This window comes from Pseudoalteromonas sp. SR41-1 (assembly GCF_014164015.1).
Taxonomy (GTDB): Bacteria; Pseudomonadota; Gammaproteobacteria; order Enterobacterales; family Alteromonadaceae; genus Pseudoalteromonas; species Pseudoalteromonas distincta.
In genome coordinates, this window is the sequence record NZ_JACJEK010000022.1 from 35,738 (window position 1) to 57,627 (window position 21,890).

21 protein-coding genes are annotated in these 21,890 nt (G+C 39.9%); 9 read left to right on the forward strand and 12 right to left on the reverse strand.

Going from position 1 to position 21,890, the window contains the following annotated elements:
- Positions 1-59: 59 nt before the first annotated feature.
- A complete protein-coding gene (locus H5118_RS17305) occupies positions 60-1,292 on the reverse strand; it encodes a hypothetical protein (RefSeq protein ID WP_182749574.1) in 1,233 nt (410 codons plus the stop codon).
- Positions 1,282-1,905 (reverse strand): methylamine utilization protein, encoded by a 624-nt coding sequence (locus tag H5118_RS17310; RefSeq protein WP_182693754.1) that lies wholly within the window; start codon positions 1,903-1,905, stop codon positions 1,282-1,284. The genes H5118_RS17305 and H5118_RS17310 overlap by 11 nt, the downstream gene beginning before the upstream one ends.
- 158 nt (positions 1,906-2,063) lie before the next feature.
- Here H5118_RS17310 and H5118_RS17315 point away from each other — a divergent pair, with 158 nt between their 5' ends.
- Positions 2,064-4,106 (forward strand): glycoside hydrolase family 97 protein, encoded by a 2,043-nt coding sequence (locus H5118_RS17315; protein WP_182749575.1) that lies wholly within the window; start codon positions 2,064-2,066, stop codon positions 4,104-4,106.
- 19 nt (positions 4,107-4,125) lie between these two features.
- Here the strand turns inward: H5118_RS17315 and envZ are convergent, their stop codons facing one another.
- Both envZ and ompR read right to left on the reverse strand, forming a co-directional pair.
- A complete protein-coding gene (gene envZ / locus H5118_RS17320) occupies positions 4,126-5,442 on the reverse strand; it encodes a two-component system sensor histidine kinase EnvZ (protein ID WP_182749576.1) in 1,317 nt (438 codons plus the stop codon).
- A 5-nt stretch (positions 5,443-5,447) separates the two neighbouring features.
- Positions 5,448-6,167: a two-component system response regulator OmpR gene (ompR, locus tag H5118_RS17325; protein ID WP_002959552.1), complete on the reverse strand. Its 720-nt coding sequence runs from the start codon at positions 6,165-6,167 to the stop codon at positions 5,448-5,450.
- 195 nt (positions 6,168-6,362) lie between these two features.
- On the opposite strand from ompR, the gene greB reads away from it, so the two are divergent.
- The 4 genes from greB (at position 6,363) to H5118_RS17345 (ending at position 10,398) form a co-directional block, all read left to right on the forward strand.
- Positions 6,363-6,842 carry a transcription elongation factor GreB gene (greB, locus tag H5118_RS17330; protein WP_002959554.1) on the forward strand — a complete coding sequence of 160 codons (480 nt, stop codon included), beginning with the start codon at positions 6,363-6,365 and terminating at the stop codon, positions 6,840-6,842.
- 116 nt (positions 6,843-6,958) lie between these two features.
- On the forward strand, positions 6,959-7,270 hold the full coding sequence (locus tag H5118_RS17335; protein ID WP_033020846.1) for a hypothetical protein: 312 nt from the start codon (positions 6,959-6,961) through the stop codon (positions 7,268-7,270).
- Positions 7,271-7,320: 50 nt separating this feature from the next.
- Complete coding sequence (locus H5118_RS17340) at positions 7,321-7,902, forward strand: CBS domain-containing protein (protein ID WP_039489108.1); 582 nt, start codon at positions 7,321-7,323, stop codon at positions 7,900-7,902.
- Positions 7,903-8,070: 168 nt separating this feature from the next.
- On the forward strand, positions 8,071-10,398 hold the full coding sequence (locus H5118_RS17345; protein ID WP_182725074.1) for a Tex family protein: 2,328 nt from the start codon (positions 8,071-8,073) through the stop codon (positions 10,396-10,398).
- 72 nt (positions 10,399-10,470) lie between these two features.
- Here the strand turns inward: H5118_RS17345 and H5118_RS17350 are convergent, their stop codons facing one another.
- From H5118_RS17350 to bioH, 3 genes are all read right to left on the reverse strand, one after another.
- Positions 10,471-11,325: a putative metalloprotease CJM1_0395 family protein gene (locus tag H5118_RS17350; protein ID WP_182737890.1), complete on the reverse strand. Its 855-nt coding sequence runs from the start codon at positions 11,323-11,325 to the stop codon at positions 10,471-10,473.
- A gap of 4 nt (positions 11,326-11,329) precedes the next feature.
- Positions 11,330-11,638, reverse strand: coding sequence for a hypothetical protein (locus tag H5118_RS17355; RefSeq protein WP_002959563.1), 309 nt, complete (start codon positions 11,636-11,638; stop codon positions 11,330-11,332).
- A 90-nt stretch (positions 11,639-11,728) separates the two neighbouring features.
- Positions 11,729-12,466 (reverse strand): pimeloyl-ACP methyl ester esterase BioH, encoded by a 738-nt coding sequence (gene bioH / locus H5118_RS17360; RefSeq protein ID WP_182749577.1) that lies wholly within the window; start codon positions 12,464-12,466, stop codon positions 11,729-11,731.
- Between the two features lie 74 nt (positions 12,467-12,540).
- Here bioH and H5118_RS17365 point away from each other — a divergent pair, with 74 nt between their 5' ends.
- Positions 12,541-13,218, forward strand: a complete 678-nt coding sequence (locus H5118_RS17365) for a ComF family protein (RefSeq protein WP_182694083.1) — start codon at positions 12,541-12,543, stop codon at positions 13,216-13,218.
- Between the two features lie 211 nt (positions 13,219-13,429).
- On the opposite strand, the gene H5118_RS17370 is transcribed toward H5118_RS17365, so the two are convergent.
- Positions 13,430-15,985, reverse strand: a complete 2,556-nt coding sequence (locus tag H5118_RS17370; RefSeq protein ID WP_182749578.1) for a M14 family zinc carboxypeptidase — start codon at positions 15,983-15,985, stop codon at positions 13,430-13,432.
- Positions 15,986-16,131: 146 nt separating this feature from the next.
- On the opposite strand from H5118_RS17370, the gene nfuA reads away from it, so the two are divergent.
- Positions 16,132-16,707: a Fe-S biogenesis protein NfuA gene (gene nfuA, locus H5118_RS17375; RefSeq protein ID WP_002959571.1), complete on the forward strand. Its 576-nt coding sequence runs from the start codon at positions 16,132-16,134 to the stop codon at positions 16,705-16,707.
- A 9-nt stretch (positions 16,708-16,716) separates the two neighbouring features.
- Positions 16,717-16,986 carry a hypothetical protein gene (locus tag H5118_RS17380; RefSeq protein WP_002959572.1) on the forward strand — a complete coding sequence of 90 codons (270 nt, stop codon included), beginning with the start codon at positions 16,717-16,719 and terminating at the stop codon, positions 16,984-16,986.
- 9 nt (positions 16,987-16,995) lie between these two features.
- On the opposite strand, the gene H5118_RS17385 is transcribed toward H5118_RS17380, so the two are convergent.
- Entirely contained in the window at positions 16,996-18,267 is a 1,272-nt protein-coding gene (locus H5118_RS17385) for an MATE family efflux transporter (protein WP_138489783.1), read from the reverse strand.
- A gap of 42 nt (positions 18,268-18,309) precedes the next feature.
- Between H5118_RS17385 and H5118_RS17390 the strand changes: the two genes are divergently transcribed.
- Entirely contained in the window at positions 18,310-19,347 is a 1,038-nt protein-coding gene (locus H5118_RS17390) for a polysaccharide deacetylase family protein (protein WP_165724171.1), read from the forward strand.
- Here H5118_RS17390 and H5118_RS17395 read toward each other — a convergent pair.
- The 3 genes from H5118_RS17395 to H5118_RS17405 are packed head-to-tail and all read right to left on the reverse strand — an operon-like array spanning position 19,337 to position 21,808.
- The gene (locus H5118_RS17395; RefSeq protein ID WP_024596107.1) at positions 19,337-20,368 is read right to left on the reverse strand and encodes a chemotaxis response regulator protein-glutamate methylesterase; all 1,032 of its coding nucleotides are present in this window, start codon (positions 20,366-20,368) and stop codon (positions 19,337-19,339) included. The two genes, H5118_RS17390 and H5118_RS17395, sit on opposite strands and share 11 nt — an antisense overlap.
- Before the next feature lie 8 nt (positions 20,369-20,376).
- Complete coding sequence (cheD, locus tag H5118_RS17400; protein WP_039489124.1) at positions 20,377-20,994, reverse strand: chemoreceptor glutamine deamidase CheD; 618 nt, start codon at positions 20,992-20,994, stop codon at positions 20,377-20,379.
- Positions 20,984-21,808: a protein-glutamate O-methyltransferase CheR gene (locus H5118_RS17405; protein ID WP_033020851.1), complete on the reverse strand. Its 825-nt coding sequence runs from the start codon at positions 21,806-21,808 to the stop codon at positions 20,984-20,986. The genes cheD and H5118_RS17405 overlap by 11 nt, the downstream gene beginning before the upstream one ends.
- Positions 21,809-21,890 lie beyond the last annotated feature (82 nt).

A 21,890-nucleotide genomic window follows, 5' to 3' on the forward strand; every position in this document is an offset into this window, starting at 1 on the left:
CTCCAAAAAAAAACATATTTAATACCTACCTTTTTGATAATAAATCTAGTTTATAAAACCTAAAATCGCCATTGAGCGTTTAGCATTATTTGCTGCTGCGAGATTCGTTCATTAAATCCAATTGGCTCTCTATTTTTTGCAACACTTTTAAGTGCAGAACCTTCAACCCCTATTTGTAGTTTATTAGTGAGCTGGTAGCGCCATGTTGCGGTTAAACCTTCCCCATTGCTTGCATTAGGATCAAACGCAGTGGTGTCGTTATCTGTCACTTTAAAGTAATCGTAGCGTACAGAAACTCGATGCTTGCCTTCTTTATGGCTTAACATTAAATAATGGCTGTAAAAGGCATTATCTATTAAAGCATTAGCGCCCATTTCGGTTTTACCATTAAGTACCTGTGCTATAAAGCGGGTTTTATTATTAAACTTATAAAGCCAAGCGGCGCTTGTAAAGCGAGTATCCCAAGCATACTGCCCTGAACTAATATTAAGTGTGGTTGGGTCACCGTTATTGTTGTAATAATAAATTCGAAATTGTGATTTTTTTAAGTAATCCCAGTGTACGCCAGCGTAATAGCCAAAACGTCCGTCTACTTCTTCAAACGGTAAAACCTGATTAGCTTGCCAGCGTAATTCATACGTATTTAATGCCGCTACAGGCGCAAATTTAACACTTTCGTTAAATGTAGTTTGCCTATCGTGTAATGCAAAACCACGCCAAGCAAGTAAAGTACCGGCAGGGTCATTGCCTTTAAATGTAGCACCTACAAAACTAAAGCTATGAGCGCTGTTAAAACGTTTTGCTGGGCGCTTAATAGTTACCTCTGCGCCAACAGTGCGTACTTCCTCGCCTATCCAGCTATTAATAGCTGAGTTTGTATAGTTATAAGGAGAAGTCCATCCTATATCAGGGTTTTCAAGCGACATAAGTGGATAAAAGCCCCCTACACGCACATGCCATTTATAGTTGCTGTTAGATAGCGGCTGATACTTTATATAAGCTTGCGTAAAACCAAGGCCAACGTCAGGATCTTGATTCGCATTTAACACCCCATGAGCCGACCAACTAGATGCTAAATCAACATTAAAATCTAAAATACCTTGGGATAAAATAAGTTCGTCGCTTTTAGTATCGTGCCGATATAGCCCAAGGCCGCCCTCTTGGAAGCTACGTGTATCGTCACCCTGCACGGCTCTAATTTGTATCAAGCCTTTTACTTGTGCATACAATGCATTACTAAAACATAAAGCACCGGCTAAAAATATCAGCCTCGTTAAACGATTAATAGTCATCAAATTCATCCGTAGCAAAGTCAATTTGCTCCGCAATTTCCTGCTTTACTTTATAAGTGATCGGGTTAGTAGCCACAGTAATAGTTTGAGATTCAACCTTACTAATATCACTAAACCCAGAATGCCAAACACTTAACGTGTATTCGCCTACATTGGCATTTAAATCAACATGACCATTTTCATCAGTGATTGCAAAAATAGTACTATCGACCACCACAATATAACCTAACATCCAATCATGAATATTACAGCCAAGCTCAACAACCCCTGTTTGATCAAAAGTAATGGGCGCTTTTGGGTGCTCCTTATATAGCTTTAATTCAAATGTTTTAGCTTTAGAAAATGAATAAACATGATGCATGATTGAGTCCGCATTCGGAAACTCTACCTTTGCATTTTGTGGGACAACTAAAATACGCGGCTTAAATTCTCGATTTTGCTGGGTCATCGCATAAGGTGCTTCTGGAGGAATAACGTTAGAGGAATCCCCTGCAGTTAGCCACACAACAGCATTAGGTAATGGGCCATTATTAGCATTTTTAATTGTAATATTTGCTGCAAAAACTCCAGTACTAGCACTTAGTAAAAATACACAAAGTAAGCTTTTTATCATTTTCTTGTCGCTATTATCAATTTGTTTACATTATAGACCGATTAAGCCACCAAATTCTTTCTATTTTTTAAAACATTGAATACGTATGTAGGCAGTCGTATTAATCATCAACAGTCATTATCCTTAAATGTCACCACCGACTCATCTAAGGACACACCATGAGAATCCCTGCACTTGTGCTTTTAGCCTTTGCTAGTAATAGCTACGGACAAACTGTAGAGCTAAAATCGCCAGACACACAAATAACAGTAAGCATCTCTGACGAAAACAACACGCCAAGCTACGCAATAAAATTTAAAAACAAAGCGGTTATAAACAAATCTTTACTGGGGTTTGAATTTAAAACACAAGCGGCCTTTAGCGACGGTTTTAAAATTAAAAGCATTGAACAACAAAGCGTTAACTCGCAGTGGCAACAACCTTGGGGCGAACGCCAAAACGTTGTTGACGAATATAACGAAGTAGCCGTTACCTTTACAAAAAACGAGCCAAATAAAGGTACCTACACTATTCGATTTAAAGCATTTGATAGTGGTGTAGGTTTTAGATACGAAGTGCCACAACAAACCGGCTTCGAACATACAGAAATAACCAAAGAGCTGACTGAGTTTGCAATAAACAATAGCCATGATGCAACAGCATGGTGGATACCTGCTCGTGGCTGGAACCGCTACGAATATGTTTACAACACTACTCCACTTAACGAAGCTCCACTAGCTCACACACCATTTACGTTTAAAACAAGTGACGGTACTCATATTAGTATTCATGAAGCCGCTCTTGTTGATTATGCGGGTATGGTGCTTAATCAGCGCCGTCCAGGCACATTTACAGCAGACTTAACCCCTTGGTCAGATGGTATTGCCGTTAAAAAGCAAGGCGCTTTTAAAACACCATGGCGCACCATTCAAATAGCCGACAGCGCTGTTGGCCTAGTTAATTCAGATATAATACTAAATTTAAACGAGCCTAATAAACTCGGTGACGTGTCGTGGGTTAAACCTGGCAAATACGTCGGTATTTGGTGGGGTATGCATATAAACACGCAAACTTGGGGTAGCGGTAAAAAACACGGCGCCACTACGCAAACCACAAAATACTATATGGATTTTGCAGCGCAGTATGGTTTTGATGGCGTACTCGTTGAAGGCTGGAATATTGGCTGGGATGGCGATTGGTACTTTAATGGCGATGTATTTAACTTTACCAAACCGTACGATGATTTTGATATAGCAGCGCTGACTCAATACGGCAAAGAAAAAGGCGTACAGCTCATTGGCCATCACGAAACATCAGGCAATGTAAGCAACTACCGAGACCAAATGGAAGATGCCTTTACACTTTACGAAAAGTCAAACGTCAGCCAAGTAAAAACAGGTTATGTAGCCGATGGCGGAAATATAAAACGTATAGACAAAAACGGTATTGCGCGCCATGAATGGCATGACGGCCAATTTATGGTTAACGAATACCTTCATAACGTAAAGCTTGCGGCTAAACATAAAATTAGCATCAATACTCACGAGCCAATTAAAGATACAGGCCTGCGCCGTACTTACCCAAACTGGATCGCGCGCGAAGGTGCACGCGGGCAAGAATATAATGCATGGGGTTCGCCTCCTAACCCACCAGAACACGTACCAATGCTTGCCTTTACCCGCATGCTCTCTGGCCCTATGGACTTTACGCCAGGTATTTTTGATATGAGCTTTAATGGTTTAGGAGGCGATACAAACCGCCCACAAACTACACTTGCCAAACAACTTGCACTTTATGTTGTGTTGTATAGCCCAATTCAAATGGCTGCCGACTTACCTAAAAACTATTTGGCTAAGCCCGACGCATTTCAATTTATTCAAGACGTACCAACAGATTGGCAGCAAAGTATTGCCCTTGATGGCGAAGTAGGCGACTTTATTGTATTTGCCCGTAAAGAACGTAAAAGCACTAAATACTCAGGAAACGATTGGTACCTAGGTGCTGTTACTGACGAGAAAGCCAGAACAATTCAGGTAAAGCTCGACTTTTTAGAGCAAGGCAAGAAGTTTGAAGCACAAATTTATAAAGACGGTAAAAACGCAGAGTGGAAAAACAATCCGTACGATATAGCTATCGAAAAACGTATTGTAACTGCAAACGATAAACTTACGCTTAAACTGGCCACCAGTGGCGGTACTGCTATTCGCTTTAAAGCACTTTAGTACAATAAAACCCCTGCATTTATTGTGCAGGGGTTGATACCTTGATTGGCAAATATACTTGTGCACTTAAACCGCCTTCTGGGCGGTTTTCTAGCTTTACTTTACCGTCGTGCATATCAACAATGCGTTTAATAATAGCAAGGCCTAAACCACTGCCTTCACTTCCGCGAGCTGCATCGCCTTGCTTAAAGGGCTCAAACACAGACTCTAATTCGTTTTCAGGGATCCCAGGACCACTATCGTTTACAGCGATAACTACATATTTTTTGTTTGAATTAAAGTAACTAAGTACTTCAACATCGCCCTCAGAATAACGCAGCGCATTACCAATCATGTTGGTAATTACACGTTTAATAGCTACAGAGCTTAAGGGTATATTGCCTATATTTGGATTACTTTTAAACGTAATAGTACGTTGATGCTGAAGCTCAGAATTAACAACCTCGGCAACTAAAGCATTTATATCTTCGCAACTTAGTTCTTCACGTTTATGGTGGCGTAAATACTCAATAAACTGATCGATAATCCCGTTCATATCTTCTATATCGTAAATAATACCTTCACGAAGATAGTCATCTTCATCAACCATCATTTCGGTGGCTAAACGGATACGCGTAAGCGGCGTACGTAAATCATGCGATACACCAGCCATTAGTAAACGGCGGTCGTTTTCAAGTGCGGCAATTCCGCGCGACATTTGATTAAACGCGCGCGTTACTTCTATTACTTCTGTTGAGCCTTCTTCTTCTAATTTGGTAGAAAAATCGCCTTTGCCTACTTTTACTGCAGCTTGTTGCAGTGCTTTTAATGGCCTATTAAGGTGCCTTGCAAACAACCACCCACCCAGCACACTTAAAAAGCCAATACTTGATAAGTAGAAAGTTAAAAACTCTAAGTTATTCTCTTTAAAGCCTTTAAGCGGTACTTTTACCCAATAACCTGGCGCTTGCGGTGCTTCAACCCAATAAATTAATGGATCAGTTTGGCTAATACGTACACGAGAATAACCACCAAGTTGCTCAGTCATGCTGCGCGATAGCATAGAATATTCGCGGCTTTGTCCAAGCCCTTGACGCATTGCTTCGCGCTGCGTCATTACTTCAATGCCGGTAATTTCAAAAAACTTCGCAGATACTTCGTCGTTTATTTCAACGCCATCTTCCCAGTCAATAAATACCGTTTTAATTTGCTTAGCAAGCATCAAGTTAACTTGCTCAATAGTTGGTTTTACAACATAAAAACTAACCGTAACATAAGAGACTATTTGATTTATTAGCAGCAAAGCCGCCACTAAAAAAACAGTTTGCCCAAAAGCACTTCGCGGAAACATGCCCATAAATATTACTTTTCACCATCGGGAACAAACACATAGCCCAAACCCCAAACGGTTTGAATATATCGCGGATTAGCAGCATCTACTTCTATCATGCGGCGAAGTCGCGATACTTGCACATCAATACTTCGCTCAAGCGCACTGTAATCGCGGCCACGCGCTAAGTTCATTAGCTTATCGCGGCTAAGTGGCTCACGCGGATGCGAAACAAGCGCTTTAAGCACTGCAAACTCACCACTGGTAAGCGATATTGTTTTATCCCCTTCACTCATTTCGCGCGTTGCTAAATTAAGCGTAAATTTACCAAAAGCGATTAAGTTTTCTTCAGCTGCTGGAGCACCTGGCACTTCTTTTGCGCGGCGGCGTAAAATTGCTTTTATGCGAGCAAGTAGCTCACGTGGATTAAATGGTTTTGGAATGTAATCGTCAGCGCCAAGTTCAAGGCCAATAATACGGTCGACTTCGTCGCCCTTTGCAGTAAGCATAACAATAGGAATTTCATTTTCTTTTTGGCGTAGTCGGCGGCAAATAGATAAGCCATCCTCGCCTGGAAGCATTAAATCGAGAACCATTAAGTGAAAGTTTTCTCGCTCTAGGAGTCTATCCATTTGCTCCGAGTTTCCTGCGGTTCTAACAATAAAGCCTTGCTCTACTAAATAACGTTCAAGCAAACTGCGTAAGCGCATATCGTCATCAACAACTAATACTTTTGTGGTCTCGTGTCCCATAATCTCGTTCTTATTTTTATATCCAATTACTAGTTAATATAAATGAAAAACTTAATAATCAAAAACTAATTACTTGCTTAGATTGTTACTGAACATTTCAAAGCTTCCTTACTCGTACTTTATTACATTTTACGCTCGACAAGTTTTGGCAAATTTAATAACGTGCACACCATTAGAGTTAATAAAGAATTGGCCATGAAAACAAATTTAGTTACCCGCGAAGGTTACTTGCAATTACAACAAGAACACGATCAACTATGGAACGTAAAACGCCCAGAAGTAACAAAAATAGTAAGCTGGGCAGCCAGCCTCGGAGATCGCTCTGAGAACGCAGACTATCAATATAACAAGCGATTGCTGCGCCAAATTGACCGCCGAGTACGCTACTTACGCAAACGCATACCAGATTTAAAAATTATTGACTACTCTCCGGTGCAAGATGGAAAAGTATTTTTTGGTGCATGGGTTGAAATTGAAAATGAAGAAGGTGAAGTTAAAAAGTTCAGAATTGTAGGTCCTGATGAAATTTACGACCGTAAAGATTACATATCAATAGACTCACCTATGGCGCGTGCGTTGATTAAAAAACAAGTGGACGACGAATTTGAAGTGACCACTCCTCAGGGAAAAAAGCAGTGGTATGTAAACAGTATCGATTACCAAAAAAAGAAATAAAAAGTTTTGATTCAGATCATGTTAACTTTTGATTGTGTAAATTAAAGCAATAAGCTATAACTGAATTATTCAAGTTGATTTGTTTAATTTGAAAGCAGTTAATTAAGGTCGTGATTATGTCAAACATAGTACAGCGCATATTTAGTAATGCCGTATTGTTTGCACTTTTAATGAGTGTAAGTTTGACGCTGCATGCCAGCAACACTGACGTAAACCTTGATAACGCTAAACTATCTAATCACTTTATTACTTGTGATATTCCTGACCAAGCAAACCTCGATTTTGACGTGGACTCTCACGTTAACACTATTACCTTTAGGTCGCCTCAACCACTTCCTAATGTCGTAGATTCTTTTTATAAGAGCACTAATCTAAACAGACCTTTTAGCACTGCATACCAACGCGGACCACCTAGCTATTTAATTTAATTCATTATTTTACAACTTAATTAAATTTTATAACTACTAAGGTGATTACTATGTCTAACTTTAAAGAATTACGTACCCAAAATATTTCTCATGGCGTTATTGCTAGCACATTTGCAGATGATCAACCATTAATCGATTTATCTTCTCCAGCGCTAAAAATGGTGAATAACTTTACTCAAAAAACACCTATTCGTGCAGAGCATGGAACAACGATTACAGATGCACTTAAACAAGTAAGTGCACAACAATCTGACTTTGTTTTAGTAACAGACGAACACCAAAAATTAATTGGCCTAGTTTCTAGCGCCGATTTACAAAGCTCTAAAATTACTATTATTGCAGAGCGCTTAAATATGCAACGAAGCGAAGTAAGCTTACGTGACATCATGACACCAGTTAACCGCCTTACAGGTGTAAGTATGCAAAGCTTAAGCTACGCATGCATTGGTGATGCGCTGCAAACGATGGAGCATCAGGGCACAATGTTTTTATTAGTTACAACAGCGAGTAACGAAATTTGTGGTTTAATTTCAGCTCGCCAAATAGCTAAAACATTACATATTCCTGTACATATCTCACCTATTGCTCACTCTTTCAGTGAGGTATTAGAAAACATTGAGCACCCTCACTAGGGCGCTCTTTTAGTTGAATTGATTTGCTCCCGACCCAACCATCTTAAAGCAAGTAAAATAGCTTGCTTTAAGAGCTTTTCATTACTACCTCCTGTGATATTATTCAAGCAATTAACAGCGCCAGTAACACGCTTCTGGTCTTATTTTATTGTATAAAAAGGTTTTTGCATGAGCGATATCTCTGCACGTTTAGCCGGTGAGTTAAACGCACAGCAGCAACAGGTTGTTGCTGCAACAAAGTTACTTGATGAAGGCGCAACTGTTCCTTTTATTGCCCGCTACAGAAAAGAAGTTACAGGCGGCCTAGACGACACCCAATTACGCCTTTTAGAGCAGCGTTTATCGTATTTACGTGAACTAGAAGAGCGCCGTAGTTTTATTTTATCGACAATCGAATCGCAAAATAAACTAACGCCAGAGCTAAGTGCCGATATAACTAATGCACAAAGTAAAACAGAACTTGAAGATTTATACCTACCATATAAAGCTAAGCGCCGCACTAAAGGCCAAATAGCAATTGAAGCTGGTTTAGAGCCTCTTGCAGATGCACTATTTAAAGATGCTAACCTTGACCCAGAGCAACAAGCGGAACAGTTTGTAAGTGCTGAAAAAGGTTTTGCAGATACAAAAGCAGTACTTGAAGGCGCTAAATTCATCTTAATGGAACGCTTTGCTGAAGACGCAAAATTACTTGCTAAATTTAGAAGCCACATTAGCCAAAATGGCGCAATTGAAAGTACTGTGATTAAAGGCCAAGAGCAAGCCGGTGCAAAATACCGTGATTACTTTGAGCATCAAGAACTTCTTAAAAAAGTACCTTCTCACCGTGCGCTTGCAATGCTTAGAGCTCGAAATGAAGGTGTACTTCAGTTAAATATAAACCCAGAGCCTAGTGCAGAAAATTCAGCACAATTATGTGCAAACATGATTGCTGAGCATTACCGTTTAGATATTAAATATAAAGCGGCAAGTCCTTGGTTATTAAACGTTGTTCAATGGGCGTGGAAAGTTAAGCTAGGGTTACACCTAGAGAATGAGTTTTTTGCAGCAATGCGCGAAAAAGCTGAAGCCGGTGCAATAGATGTATTTGCTAAAAACTTAAAAGATTTATTAATGGCTGCACCTGCAGGCCCTCGTACTACTTTAGGTCTTGATCCAGGCCTTCGTACTGGCTGTAAGATTGCCGTTGTTGATAGCACAGGTAAATTACTAGCTACACAAACTATTTTCCCTCATGCACCACAAAATCATTGGGATAAATCAGTGCGTACGTTAGAGCAACTTTGCCGTCAGCATAAAGTTGAGCTAATTGCGATTGGTAATGGTACTGCATCACGCGAATCAGATAAGTTGGTTGCAGAGCTTATCAAAGCAAACAGCGAACTTAAACTTAGTAAAATTATGGTTAGCGAAGCAGGTGCATCGGTTTACTCAGCTTCTGAATTTGCAGCTAATGAATTTCCAGATTTAGATGTTTCTATACGAGGGGCTGTCTCTATTGCACGCCGCCTTCAAGATCCTCTTGCTGAACTTGTTAAAATTGAGCCAAAATCAATTGGTGTTGGCCAATACCAACATGATGTATCGCAAAGCCAATTAGGCCAGAGCCTTACTTCAGTAGTTGAAGACTGTGTAAACTCAGTAGGCGTAGATTTAAACATGGCCTCGGTACCCTTACTTACACGCGTATCTGGCTTAAACAAAACATTAGCGCAAAATATCGTTAATTATCGCGATGCTAACGGCACATTTACTAAACGTAGTGAGCTTAAAAAGGTTGAGCGTTTAGGGCCAAAAGCATTTGAACAAGCGGCTGGTTTTTTACGTATTAACAATGGTAGCGATCCACTAGATAACTCATCAGTACACCCTGAAGCTTATCCTGTTGTTAAACGCATTTGTGAACGCAATAGCTTAGATGTCAGTAACCTAATTGGTAACAGCGACTTTTTAACTAAACTTGCTGCTAACGATTACACTGACGAAAAGTTTGGCTTACCAACCGTTACCGACATTATTACTGAGCTTGATAAACCTGGTCGAGATCCTAGACCTGAATTTAAAACAGCTGAGTTTAAAGCCGGTGTTGAAAAAATTAGTGACCTAAAACCAGGTATGATTTTAGAAGGCGTGGTTTCAAACGTTGCTAATTTTGGTGCGTTTGTTGATGTAGGTGTTCACCAAGATGGTTTAGTGCATATTTCAGCAATCACGAATAAATTTATATCAGATCCGCGTGAAGTTGTTAAAGCTGGTGATATTGTAAAGGTTAAAGTTGTTGAAGTAGACGCTGCACGTAAACGCATAAGCTTTACTATGCGCTTAGATGACGATATTGACACAAGTAATAAGTCAGCAGCTCCAGCTACGCAAAAGCCACAAGCACGTGCTAATAATTCGCAACCTCGCGCTGCAAAGCCTAAACGTGACAACGGTAATGCGTTAATGGGCAATGCATTTGCCGATGCGTTCGCTAATGCTAAAGTAAAAAAATAATACTTGTACAACTAAGCTAAAACGAAAAAAACCGCGTAAGCGGTTTTTTTGTGGTTATGTTTTGCTAAATTATTAACTTAACGCTGAAAAACTACTTTGGCTCGCTGGCGATGTAGCCATTTGATAAAAGTTAGCAATACGCCCCGCCCGTGCTTCAACATCGGCATCACGTGTTTGCTCGTCACTTTTAGCTGTTTTTGTATCGCTGCTTTCATCGCTAGAGAATGACGCTTCAAGTTTACTTTTTGCGTCTTCGTCGTCTTCTTTTTCAGGTTGTGCAAGCTCAGCTTGAGCCGCTGCTAGCTTTTGCGTAGCATCTGCAGCAATAGAGCGATCAGCTCCTGAAGGCTCTGCAGGCGCTAATGCGGCAGCGCGTACCGTTTGCATTTTGTCTATAGTCGCTTGCGGGTCACCCGGAATTTCTGATACATCTATTTGTACTTCTCCGCCAACTGCGTAGTTAGTACCATCTGGGCCACGTTGGTATTCATAGCTTGGCGAGCCAGCATATTGCCCGCCTACAGAAGCGTGTGCTTGTTCGTGTATTCGTACTTCAGTATCCCGTGCTTTTAGTTCTGTAATTTGTTGTTGTTCTTGTTCTAATTGCAGCTCTTCTTGCTCAGATTCTTTTTTCTCAATTGCTTCACTTTCTTGCTCAGTGCCCTCAGGGTTTTCTGAGTTTCCATCGCGCTGCTGAACTGACTTTTCGTCTGCTATTTTTCCCGTTGCGCTATACGTCGCACCATCGCTACTACCTGGCAATTTTGCTTTTTCAGCATCACTTTGCGCTTTGGTTTCTGTGTTGCTTGCGCTACTAGATGCGGGAGCCGGAATAACTTCGCGTAGTTGGTTGTCACGCCGTGCGGTTTCCGTATAAACATTTGCGGTGTTTATATTGATAGACGGAAATGGCGTGACAATATTCATAATACTAAACTTTAATATCGATTAACGTGCCAAGTACATCATCGGCCGTTTGAATTGATTGCGTATTTGCCTTGGCATTAAACTCTTCAACTTTTAAGTTAACAAGCGCTTCATCAACACGAGCTGGTTGTGCTACTGGTGCAGTAATCGCTTCTTCAGGGCGTGCTGCCGTAAGCTGACGTTGCTGCGCTAATTGCGCGTCATCTTGTTGTTCTATACTGGCACGGTTAATCTCAGCACTGGCTTTTTCAATACCTTGGCTAGCTCGGTTAAACCCTTCTATACCACTATTAAATACTGATCCGATTGGCATATTAAAACCTCCACCAAATAAACATTGTTTAATTATCGCTCAGGTTCTGCTCAAAATAAAGCTTTAAACAGCGCTATTCTTAGCTCTATTTTAAAGCATTGATTTAACGACAGATAAAAACTCACTTTTATGAGAAATAAATGGTGCATGAGATGCTTTATCTAGTACTTCATATTCAAACTCAGTATTTAGTGCTGACATTTTGCTAATTGCTTTATAAGGTACTAAAGCATCAAGCCGGCCAAATACTCCTCTAATAGGGACTGGGCAATGAGTAAATAAGTCACGTAAATCGTCGTTTTGTAAAATATCTAAACCAGCACTCAGGGCATCGCTTTGGGGTGCGCGGTACTGATTTAGCAATTGTTTAAGCTGCTTTATATCATCACGCGCCGACTCGCTACCCATTGCTTGAATAGCTAAGAAGCGCTCTATTGTTTTTTCTCGATGATTAACTAACTGCTCTTTAAACTGCGCCAATACATTCGCTTTTATTCCAGGCCAGTTATCTGCCTCAGCAAAAAAAGGAGTCGATGCTATTAAAATAACTTTAGATACTTTTTCAGGCCAATGTTTAGCAATATAAAGTGCAAATAATCCACCTAACGACCACCCCATTAAAATGCTCTTTGGCTTTAATTGCTTACTTAAAATTTCTGCTGCATCATGCAAAGTATAAGGGCTTGGGCAAACATGGCTATTACCAAACCCAGGTAGGTCAAGGCTACGTACATTTCCTGAATATAAAAACTCAAGTTCTGGCTGTACTAACTGCCATACGCCCTGATTCATTCCCCAACCATGTAATAACACTAACTCATTTTGCATATTTGCCTAACCTTTACCAAACTTAAGCTCATCATAACGTTTAAAAAGGCGATTGCAATGCAAGGAGCGAGTCTGTGAAACAAGCCGTTTTAAATTGGTTATTTCCCTCTTATTGCGTGCAGTGTCAAAACTCGATTGCGACCTCTTTAGGGCTATGTGATTATTGCCTTGAAGATTTACCATTGTTTGATTTTAGTAAGCATACGAGTTTATTGCATCGACCTGATATTATTGAGATGTTTCCTAATTGCGAGTTTGATAAATTATTTGCATGCGCTTTTTATCAGCCTCCCTTTGAGCATTGGCTTAAAAGGCTAAAATTTAATAATCAAATTCATTATAAAAAGGCATTGCAGCAAATTATACAAAAACAGTTAACGCAGTTTTTTGAGCAAAGCCCTAACTTGCCAGATACCTTTATTATTTTACCTCTTCATAAAAGCCGCTTTATTACTCGTGGATTTAATCAGGTAAGCCAAGTTTGGCAACCCTGTTTAGCTAATTACGCCCCACTAAGTAATGTTCTTATTCGCGATAAAAAAACACAAGCTCAGTCGGAGCTATCCAAAGCAAAGCGTATAAGAAACTTAAAAAATGCCTTTATTTGTACACAGGATATGGCCGGTAAAACAGTCGCTATTGTTGATGATGTGATGACGACAGGGGCAACATTAAACGCAGCTACTAGTGCACTAAAACAAGCAGGCGCTAAACAAGTGTGGGCTTTTACAACTTGCTTAACGCCTATTTAATTATTAAAAAGTATTAAACCAATCCGCAATAATACTTAATCATTTTGCGGGCTAAGCGTGTTGCTACCTGTGTTAAAAAATTCTCATTTACGACTGCATGGATGCAGAAGGTAGAGCAATTGCCGAGAACAACTAATTAGCGAATTTTTTGCCTAGCTATCAACACGTTTTTCCATCCTCAAAATAGATTACTTAATTAAGCTAATTGGTATTATTCGCCATTTGCACGAAACGTATGACCAAAAAATAACGCATTGCTTAGTAGTCGACTAGTCCCATACCAGTAACCCCTAAATACAGGATCGTCGGTCATGCCTATTACTGTACCTCGTCCATATGAGTGCGCAATTAAGCCAGCACCACCAGCAACTTGCTCAACATTAACAGCATCGGTAAAACCCGCTAACAATGGCTTTTTAGTATAGGTAAGTACATTTACAAACGGTGCATCGGAAGCTTCTAGCAACCAAGTACTGTTTTTGAATACGGGCAATGTATTGCGTTTAAGTGAAAATGTAAGTGGGTGAGTTAAATCTACATTAGTATTAAAAATAGCTCCTGCAATGCGTTGACGTCCTGCTAAATGGTCCTTATCGCCATAACTTAAACCTGTCGTTTTAAATGCACTCGCTACATCTTGGCGTGATAGATAGCTTGCTTTGAGTAATTGCTGATCAGCTAAAAATTTAGCGCCGCCTTTGTGACCCCAAATAACGCCGCCTTTTCTTATCCAGCTTTTTATAGCCACTTTGTCGGTATCAGATAAGCTGTTGTAGTTACCATGAGCAAGTACTATATGGCTGTAATTACTGAGTTCAATAGAGTTTAAACGCTCCATTTCAACAATTGTTGGCGCAACACCTACAAAGCGATCGAGGTAATACCATACTTCCCCAGCTTCGTACTGGCTTACGCCTTTACCACCTACCAATAATACTTTTGGCTCGCTAACAACCGCCATTGTACGAGACCCTAAATCGGCTCCTTTGCTTGTAAGCCCTGAGTTAATAGGCTTGATTGCAATTCCAAACTCGCTTTGTGCTTTATTTAATATTCCAACCCAATCATTATTCGTTTGTAAGCCTGCTGGCACAATAATACTACCAGCATCAAAGCTTACTTCACTTGAGTTTGATTTGGCTGTTAATGGGCTTAGCGCTACACGCGCTTTAATACCTTGCTTTAACAGGCTGTTTAGCATTTTAGGTGCTAGGTAATCATCCCACGAAAAGCCAAACGCATAGCCTTGCTCAAGTGAAGCAAAAGAAGGTTTTACCGCTTTTTGCCACGGTGTACTTGCAACCTCTAAACCCCAACTGCTTTTCACTTTTGCAAAAGGTAAGTTAAACGCATGCGCTAAAGTCCAGCCAGATACGTCATAAAAGGTGTTATCAGCAAAGTTTTTTTGCTCGCTAAAAATAGCTTTTATTAGGCGGTACTGTGGCTGGGCTAAGGGCACAAAGTAGCTATTGGTTGTATAGTTGTTGCCATTTGCCTTGAGTGATTTAGTAAGCGAAAAAGCATCTATTTGATGCTGTTTCAACAACCCTAAAAAATCTTTAATACGAGTGTTGTCATCCGCGCCCTCAATAACATAACCTTCAAAACTTTCATCACTGGCTAAATCAGTAGCTTGATTATAAAACTTAGCTTGGTAATCAAGTAATGCTTGGCGGTTATCAACAGCGGCTTTAAAGGTAGATAAACTCGTTAATAGTTGATTTTTAATAGTAAAGGGAAAGCTCAAAGGTCCATTTATAGTGTCTTGGATATGCCCGCGAGAACTTGCTTGCTCAAATAAAATGCCTATGCCACCATTTACATCGGGATAGGTTGAACCTTTACCGTAATAGAAGTCGTCAAAGCTTTCTTCAGTAAAGTACAGTGCGTTGTTTTCATCTAACGTTTTTGCGTGATAGTTAGCAATCGCTTTAGTTAACGTTACATTTTCATCCGGTGTTATTGGGTGTTTACGACTAGGGATACCTGGCTGAAAAAAGTAACTGCTGTTTGGTCCCATTTCATGAAAATCGGTTAAGACATTTGGTTTCCACTGATGAAATTTAGCAATACGCGCGCGCGATTCAGGATGTTGTAGTAATAACCAGTCACGATTTAAATCAAACCAGTAATGATTGGTACGACTGCTTGGCCAGTTTTCAACATGTTCACGAGTTTTAGGGTCGCTTGATAAGTTCATACCTCGGTTACTGTTGGCCCAATTAGCAAAACGAGCAAGTCCGTCAGGATTAAGCGAAGGGTCGAGTAAAATAACCGTGTTATTTAATAACTCATCTATTTCAGCGCCTTGTGCAGCAGCTAAGTAATACGCCACCAGCAAAGATGAGTTACTACCTGATGACTCATTACCATGCACACTGTATCCCATCCATACAACGGCAGGCTGTTTTGTAGAATTAGCATCTGATCCATCGTTACTTAAGCGTGCTAAGTGAGCTTGGCGTGTCTGCTCTATGCTTGATAACTTATCAGCTGCTGTAATTGTTAGCATGACAAGGGGGCGTTGTTCATGTGTGCGGCCAATCACTTCAAAATTTATACGGTCGCTTTTATCAGCAAGTATTTCCATATAACGTACGAGCTGATCGTGTCTCACGTGCCACTCTCCTACTTCGTAACCGAGTACTTGCTCAGGAGTAGGAATTGAAGGGTCAAATTTTACATCTTCTTCAAAATAATACGAAAGTGGCTTAGCTACACTTGAAAAGCTAAGCAACACCACCATTAATGTTAATACCAAACGCATATAAATCACTCAAAAAATGTTCGTTGTTTGCACGCTACCATTGCTTAAAATAGATGCCAACTTTTTACGCTCAACACTAGCCGCAACACGATGAGCGGAGTATGATACGCAGTATCCGAGTAATTTAGTCAAGTATAGATGGTTTTATGATTTCTATTTCCGAAACAGCGCAAGCGCATTTTGCTAAACTATTAGCAGATCAATCACAACAAACCAATATTCGTGTGTTTGTTGTAAACCCTGGTTCATCACAAGCGGAATGTGGTGTGTCTTATTGTCCAGAAGACGCTGTAGAAGCGAGCGATATTCGCCTAAACTTTAACGGTTTTGATGCCGTTGTAGATGCAGAAAGTGCTCCATTTTTAGAAGAAGCTGAAATCGATTTTGTTACCGACAAAATGGGTACTCAGTTAACGCTAAAAGCACCAAATGCAAAGGCGCGTAAAATAGGTGACGATGCATCGTTAAACGAACGTGTACAGCACATGCTAGAAACCGAAGTAAATCCACAACTTGCTAACCACGGTGGTCAAGTAAGCCTTGTTGAGATTACAGCTGCAGGTATAGCTATACTTCAGTTTGGTGGTGGTTGTAATGGTTGTTCTATGATCGATGTAACACTAAAAGAAGGCATTGAAAAAGAAATGATAGCTAAGTTTGAAGAAATCACCGGTGTTGCTGATATAACAGAACACGAAGCGGGCGATCACTCTTACTATTAGGCCTTGTAAATGCTAAAGCAGCTTATCTATCGCTTAGGGAGCAATCCTAAGCTGAGCTTAAAGCGCTTTTTTCGCGGCTTAGCACTGTTTGTGCTAGCCGTGATATTCATATCTATTGGGTATTACACCCACTACAGCTTACAAATAATTGGCGTTATAATTTTACTCCCCGCATTATTTTTTGCCGGTTGGGGCTACTGCGGTATTTTTGCCAATCGTTTTTCACAAGTTTTAAAAGATATGGGCCCTAAACACCATGACCCCGATCTCTGGAAATAAACCATTTATTTAATCTAATAGCTGATTATTTATTTTTAAGTGGTGATATTTAATTATTAATGTAACCCCGCGCATTAACATAAAACAGCTCATAGCCAGCCATAACCCGTTATTTTGCAAGTCTATAAACACCCAAAACACACCAAAAAAGCCAACTCCAGCTGAAAGTATCATACTGTTACGCATGTTCTTTGCTCGCGTAAGCCCTACAAAAACACCATCAAACAAAAAGCAACTCATGGCCAAAATTGGTAATACTACTATCCATGGTAAATAATGCGTTGCCTCTTGAATAACCTCTGGCACATTGGTTAAAAGCTTGATTATGGTGTTGCCAAATAATGCAAAAAATAGGCTATATAACACACCAAAAAGCATACCCCAAAATACGCTTATTTTAACCCACAGCTCTATGTTTTTAACACTTCCTTGGCCTTTCGCTTGCCCTACTTTTGCCTCAGAGGCGTAAGCAACGCCATCAAGAGCAAAGCTCACCAACATTAAAAAATTAAGTAAGACAGCATTAGCAGCTAATGTAGTTTCGCCTATACGCGCCGCGTAAAATGTCATAAAACTAAAGCATAATTGCAGTATTAAAGAGCGAATAAATATATCTCTATTCAAACTCAATAATTCAGCCATTTTGCTAATACTCAACCAATTCGGTACATTTAGATCAATGTCTTGTTTTTTAGCTAGTTTAGCCACTAAAAACAGTGCAAATACTAGTGCTGTATAGTCAGCAATAAGTGACGCCCATGCAGCGCCTGCAACTGCCCAATCTAAATAAACAACAAAATAAATATCGAGCACTATATTAACGATATTAGTGACGAGTAATAAATAAAATGGACCTCGACCATAATGCACACCAAGCATCCAACCCAGTAACACTAAATTACATAATGCTGCTGGAGCACTAAAAATACGAATGCTAAAATACTGATAAGCTTGGTTAAGTACGTCGCCATTGGCTGCGGAGAGGTAAGCAATAGCGTGCTTTATTAATGGGGATAACACAATTAATAGCACGGCCACTGCGCTTGCAAGCAATAGGCTTCGTTTAAGTAAAGCGGCAAGTTGGGTTAAATCGTTTTTTCCGTATGCTTGTGCCACGAGTCCCGTGGTGCTCATTCTTAAAAAACCAGCAAGCCAAAATAAAATAGATATAACTGCAGAGCCAAGGGCAATTCCAGCTAAGTAATGAGCGCTTCCTAAGTGCCCAATTACAGCAGTATCAACAATTCCTAACAACGGCACTGTGATATTTGATAGTATCATCGGACCCGCTAACAACAGCAAGCTTTTATGGTGTGCCTTATTATGTATAAGAAATTGTTTCATTTAGTGTTATTTATCCTCATTAGTGTATCTGTACGGGCTCAAGCAGCCATTATTTTACAGTATCATCATGTTAGTGAAACCCTACCCGCTGTCACGAGCGTTAGCGCCAATACATTTACGGAGCACTTAAGCTATTTAAAAGAGCACAACTTTAACGTTATTCCTCTTAATGAGTTAATTAGCGCGCTTCAACAAGGTGAAACTTTACCTGATAAAACTCTCGCCATCACCTTTGATGATGGCTATAACAATAACTATGAACAAGCCGCACCTATTTTAGAAAAGTTTGGCTACCCATACACTATCTTTGTAAATCCTAAATTAATAGACGAAGGTATGAGTTACGTAATGGGGTGGGATAAGCTCAAAGAATTATCTAAAAAAGGGGCATTAATAGCCAATCATAGCGGACAACATGATTACTTACACCTTAAGCTTGAAAACGAAACCGATGCACAATGGCAATCACGTATTAAGCAAGATATTCTTAACTCTCAAAAGCGCATAAAAGAAGAAATAGGCCACGACTATAAATACTTAGCATACCCGTATGGTGAGTTTAATAACGAGCTGCAAGCACTCGTGACAGAGCTTGGTTTTGTGGGTATTGGCCAGCACTCAGGCGCTGTAAATAAAGATTCTAATTTTAGCCGCTTGCCGCGTTTTCCTGCATCAGGCTTTTACAGCAAGCTAGAAACCCTTATTACTAAGCTCAACTCACGCGCGTTTAATATCACCAATTTAACTTATCAAGATAGCGTTACACAGCAAAATCCACCCACGCTCACAATGGAATTTAAGATGGGTGATTTTCATAAGAGCCAATTTGCCTGTTATGTATCAAGCGTAGGCCAAGCAGATTTAAAATGGATAACTAAAAATACTGTCGAAATCACCTCACCAAAGGTGCTTAATAAAGGGCGTTCTCGTTTTAATTGCACGGCCCCTTCTATTTCAAGCCCTGGTGATTACTTTTGGTTTTCGCAGCCTTGGGTAATTGAAGCATCTAAACCTTAACGGCCTGATGTAAAAGACGCTGGGTTATTTTATCCAGCGCAACTATCTCGTCAGCTGCATTTAGCTCAGCAGCTGCTTTAGGCATACCCCATACCACAGACGAATACTCATCTTGAGCCAAGGTATGTGCTCCGTTTTGTTTTAGTGCAAGTAAACCTTTTGCGCCATCACTCCCCATTCCTGTTAGTATGGCTGCAACTACGTTTTTAGCCCCAGTTTCAACTAATGAGTTAAACAACACATCTACCGCAGGTTTATGTCTGTTCACCGGCTCGCCATCATCAAGCTGGCAATACAAGCTAACACCTCGTTTTTTAATACTTAAATGAAACCCACCCGGTGCTATATAAGCCCAGCCTGCGCTAAGCTTATCGCCATGTTCAGCTTCTTTCACATTTATCGTGCATGTACGATTCATTCGCTCAGCAAATGAAGCGCTAAACACAGGAGGAATATGCTGAGTAATTACAATTGGCGGGCAATTTTGTGGCATTTTAATAAGCACTTCTTTTATAGCCTCAGTCCCCCCCGTTGAAGCACCTATCGCTATTACTTTATTAAGTAAAAACTGAGAATGAGTATTAATAGGCTCATTTGTGACGACCGTTTTTTTATAGCTTCTTACTCTTGCTCCAGCAGCTATTCGCACCTTTTGTTGGACAAGTGATGCATATTGGCTCAATTGCTCTCTTACGTTATTAGTAGGCTTAGCTATAAAATCAACAGCCCCTAATTCGAGCGCTTCTAGTGTGATAGGAGAGCCTTTTTGTGTTAGTGTTGAAATCATCACTACTGGCATTGGTCTTAATCGCATTAAGTTTTTTAAAAAACTAATACCATCCATTTTTGGCATTTCTACGTCGAGCGTTAATACATCAGGACTGAGTTTTTTTATCATTTCGCGAGCTTCGTAGGGATCCTCAGCACTCCCCACTACTGTAATGTCTTTAGCTTGTTGTAATATTTCAGTGAGTAAACGCCTAATTAAAGGGGAGTCGTCAATTATTAATACTTTAATCATGCATACTCCTAAAACAGCTCTATATCGGTTACTACTTCTTGCTTTTTAAGGTTTTGTAAGTAACGGACTTCGCGTTTTTCAATCGTATTATTATGTAGGTTTTTAAGTTTTTTCATATGAACTTTACCAGTGTTCGGGTGAAAAAATATTTTTCGCGGCCACGGCCCCCCCATATCATGGGCAACTAGATTTAATGCCTCTTCTTTAATATACGCTGCTGCAAAACTAATATTACCCAGCCCTATATCAGTCATCGCACTAATAATTTTCCCCCCGCCAAAAAGTTTTACTTTTAGGTTACACCGAGACGCGCCATTTTTTAAAACTTCGTTTATAAGATACTCCATAGCCCAATTACCGTAGCGACAACTTAAACTATGCGCATTTTTAAGTTCTACTCCCTTTTGAATTGGTAACATAAAGTGATTCATCCCGCCAATACCAAGTACTTCATCGTATACACAAGCCGCAATACACGAACCCAGAACTGTAGAGATCAGTTCATTATTTTTAGAAACATAAAACTCCCCCGGAAGTACTTTAGCAACAACGCTACCTCGGCCCGAATCCCAGTATCGTTTAATATGTTCAAAGTTAGGTAATACCGGCCTAAACTCAGCGTGCATTTTGTCCCTTTTGGTACATAGTTTTCCCTAAGTTTTTGAATTGTGAATGCTCTTTACCCATACTTTCTGAGTGACCTAAAAACAAATAACCTTGTTCATTTAATATATTGGCGTAACGCTTAAAAAGCTGATCTTTTGTTTCTTTATCAAAGTAAATAACAACATTACGACATAAAATAAGATCAAATGATCCTTTCATTGGCCAGTCTTGTAATAAGTTTAAACGCTTGAAAGAAATAGACTCTTTTAGTTTATCTCTAACTTTATAATTTTCACCGTCTTTGCTTTTTAAAAACCAACGCTTAAGTTGCACGTCATCTAAGCCATTAACATTCGCTGCGGTGTAAATACCTTTTTGTGCTTTTGCCAATACATTAGAATCTAAATCGGTTGCTAGTATTTTTACATCCCAATTGCTCGGAAATGCGTTATTTAAAGTCATCGCCAAACTGTAAGGCTCTTCCCCTGTGGAGCAACCTGCAGACCAGATTCTTACTCGCTTACTGTTTTTATTTGCCTTTAAAAGAGCAGGTACAAGCTCAGATTTTATAAATTCAAAGTGATGTATTTCACGAAAAAAAGACGTTAAGTTCGTTGTTATTGCATTAATAAAGGCATCAAACTCCTGATCTTTATGGCTATTTAAATACTCTAAGTAAGCTTTAAAATCAGTTAATTTACGCTCCCTAATACGTCTTGCTAAGCGTGAATAAACCATCTCTCGCTTATGATCCCCTAATACAATTCCACATGCGCTGTAAACTAAACTGGCAATTTCCTTAAAGTCGCGGTCGGTACACAAAAACTCTTTCATTGTCCGCTCCCAATTAAACCTAACGCTAACAAGTAGTGCCTCGCTGTAACTATTTATTAGACGAGGCATAAAAAGGCTAAAT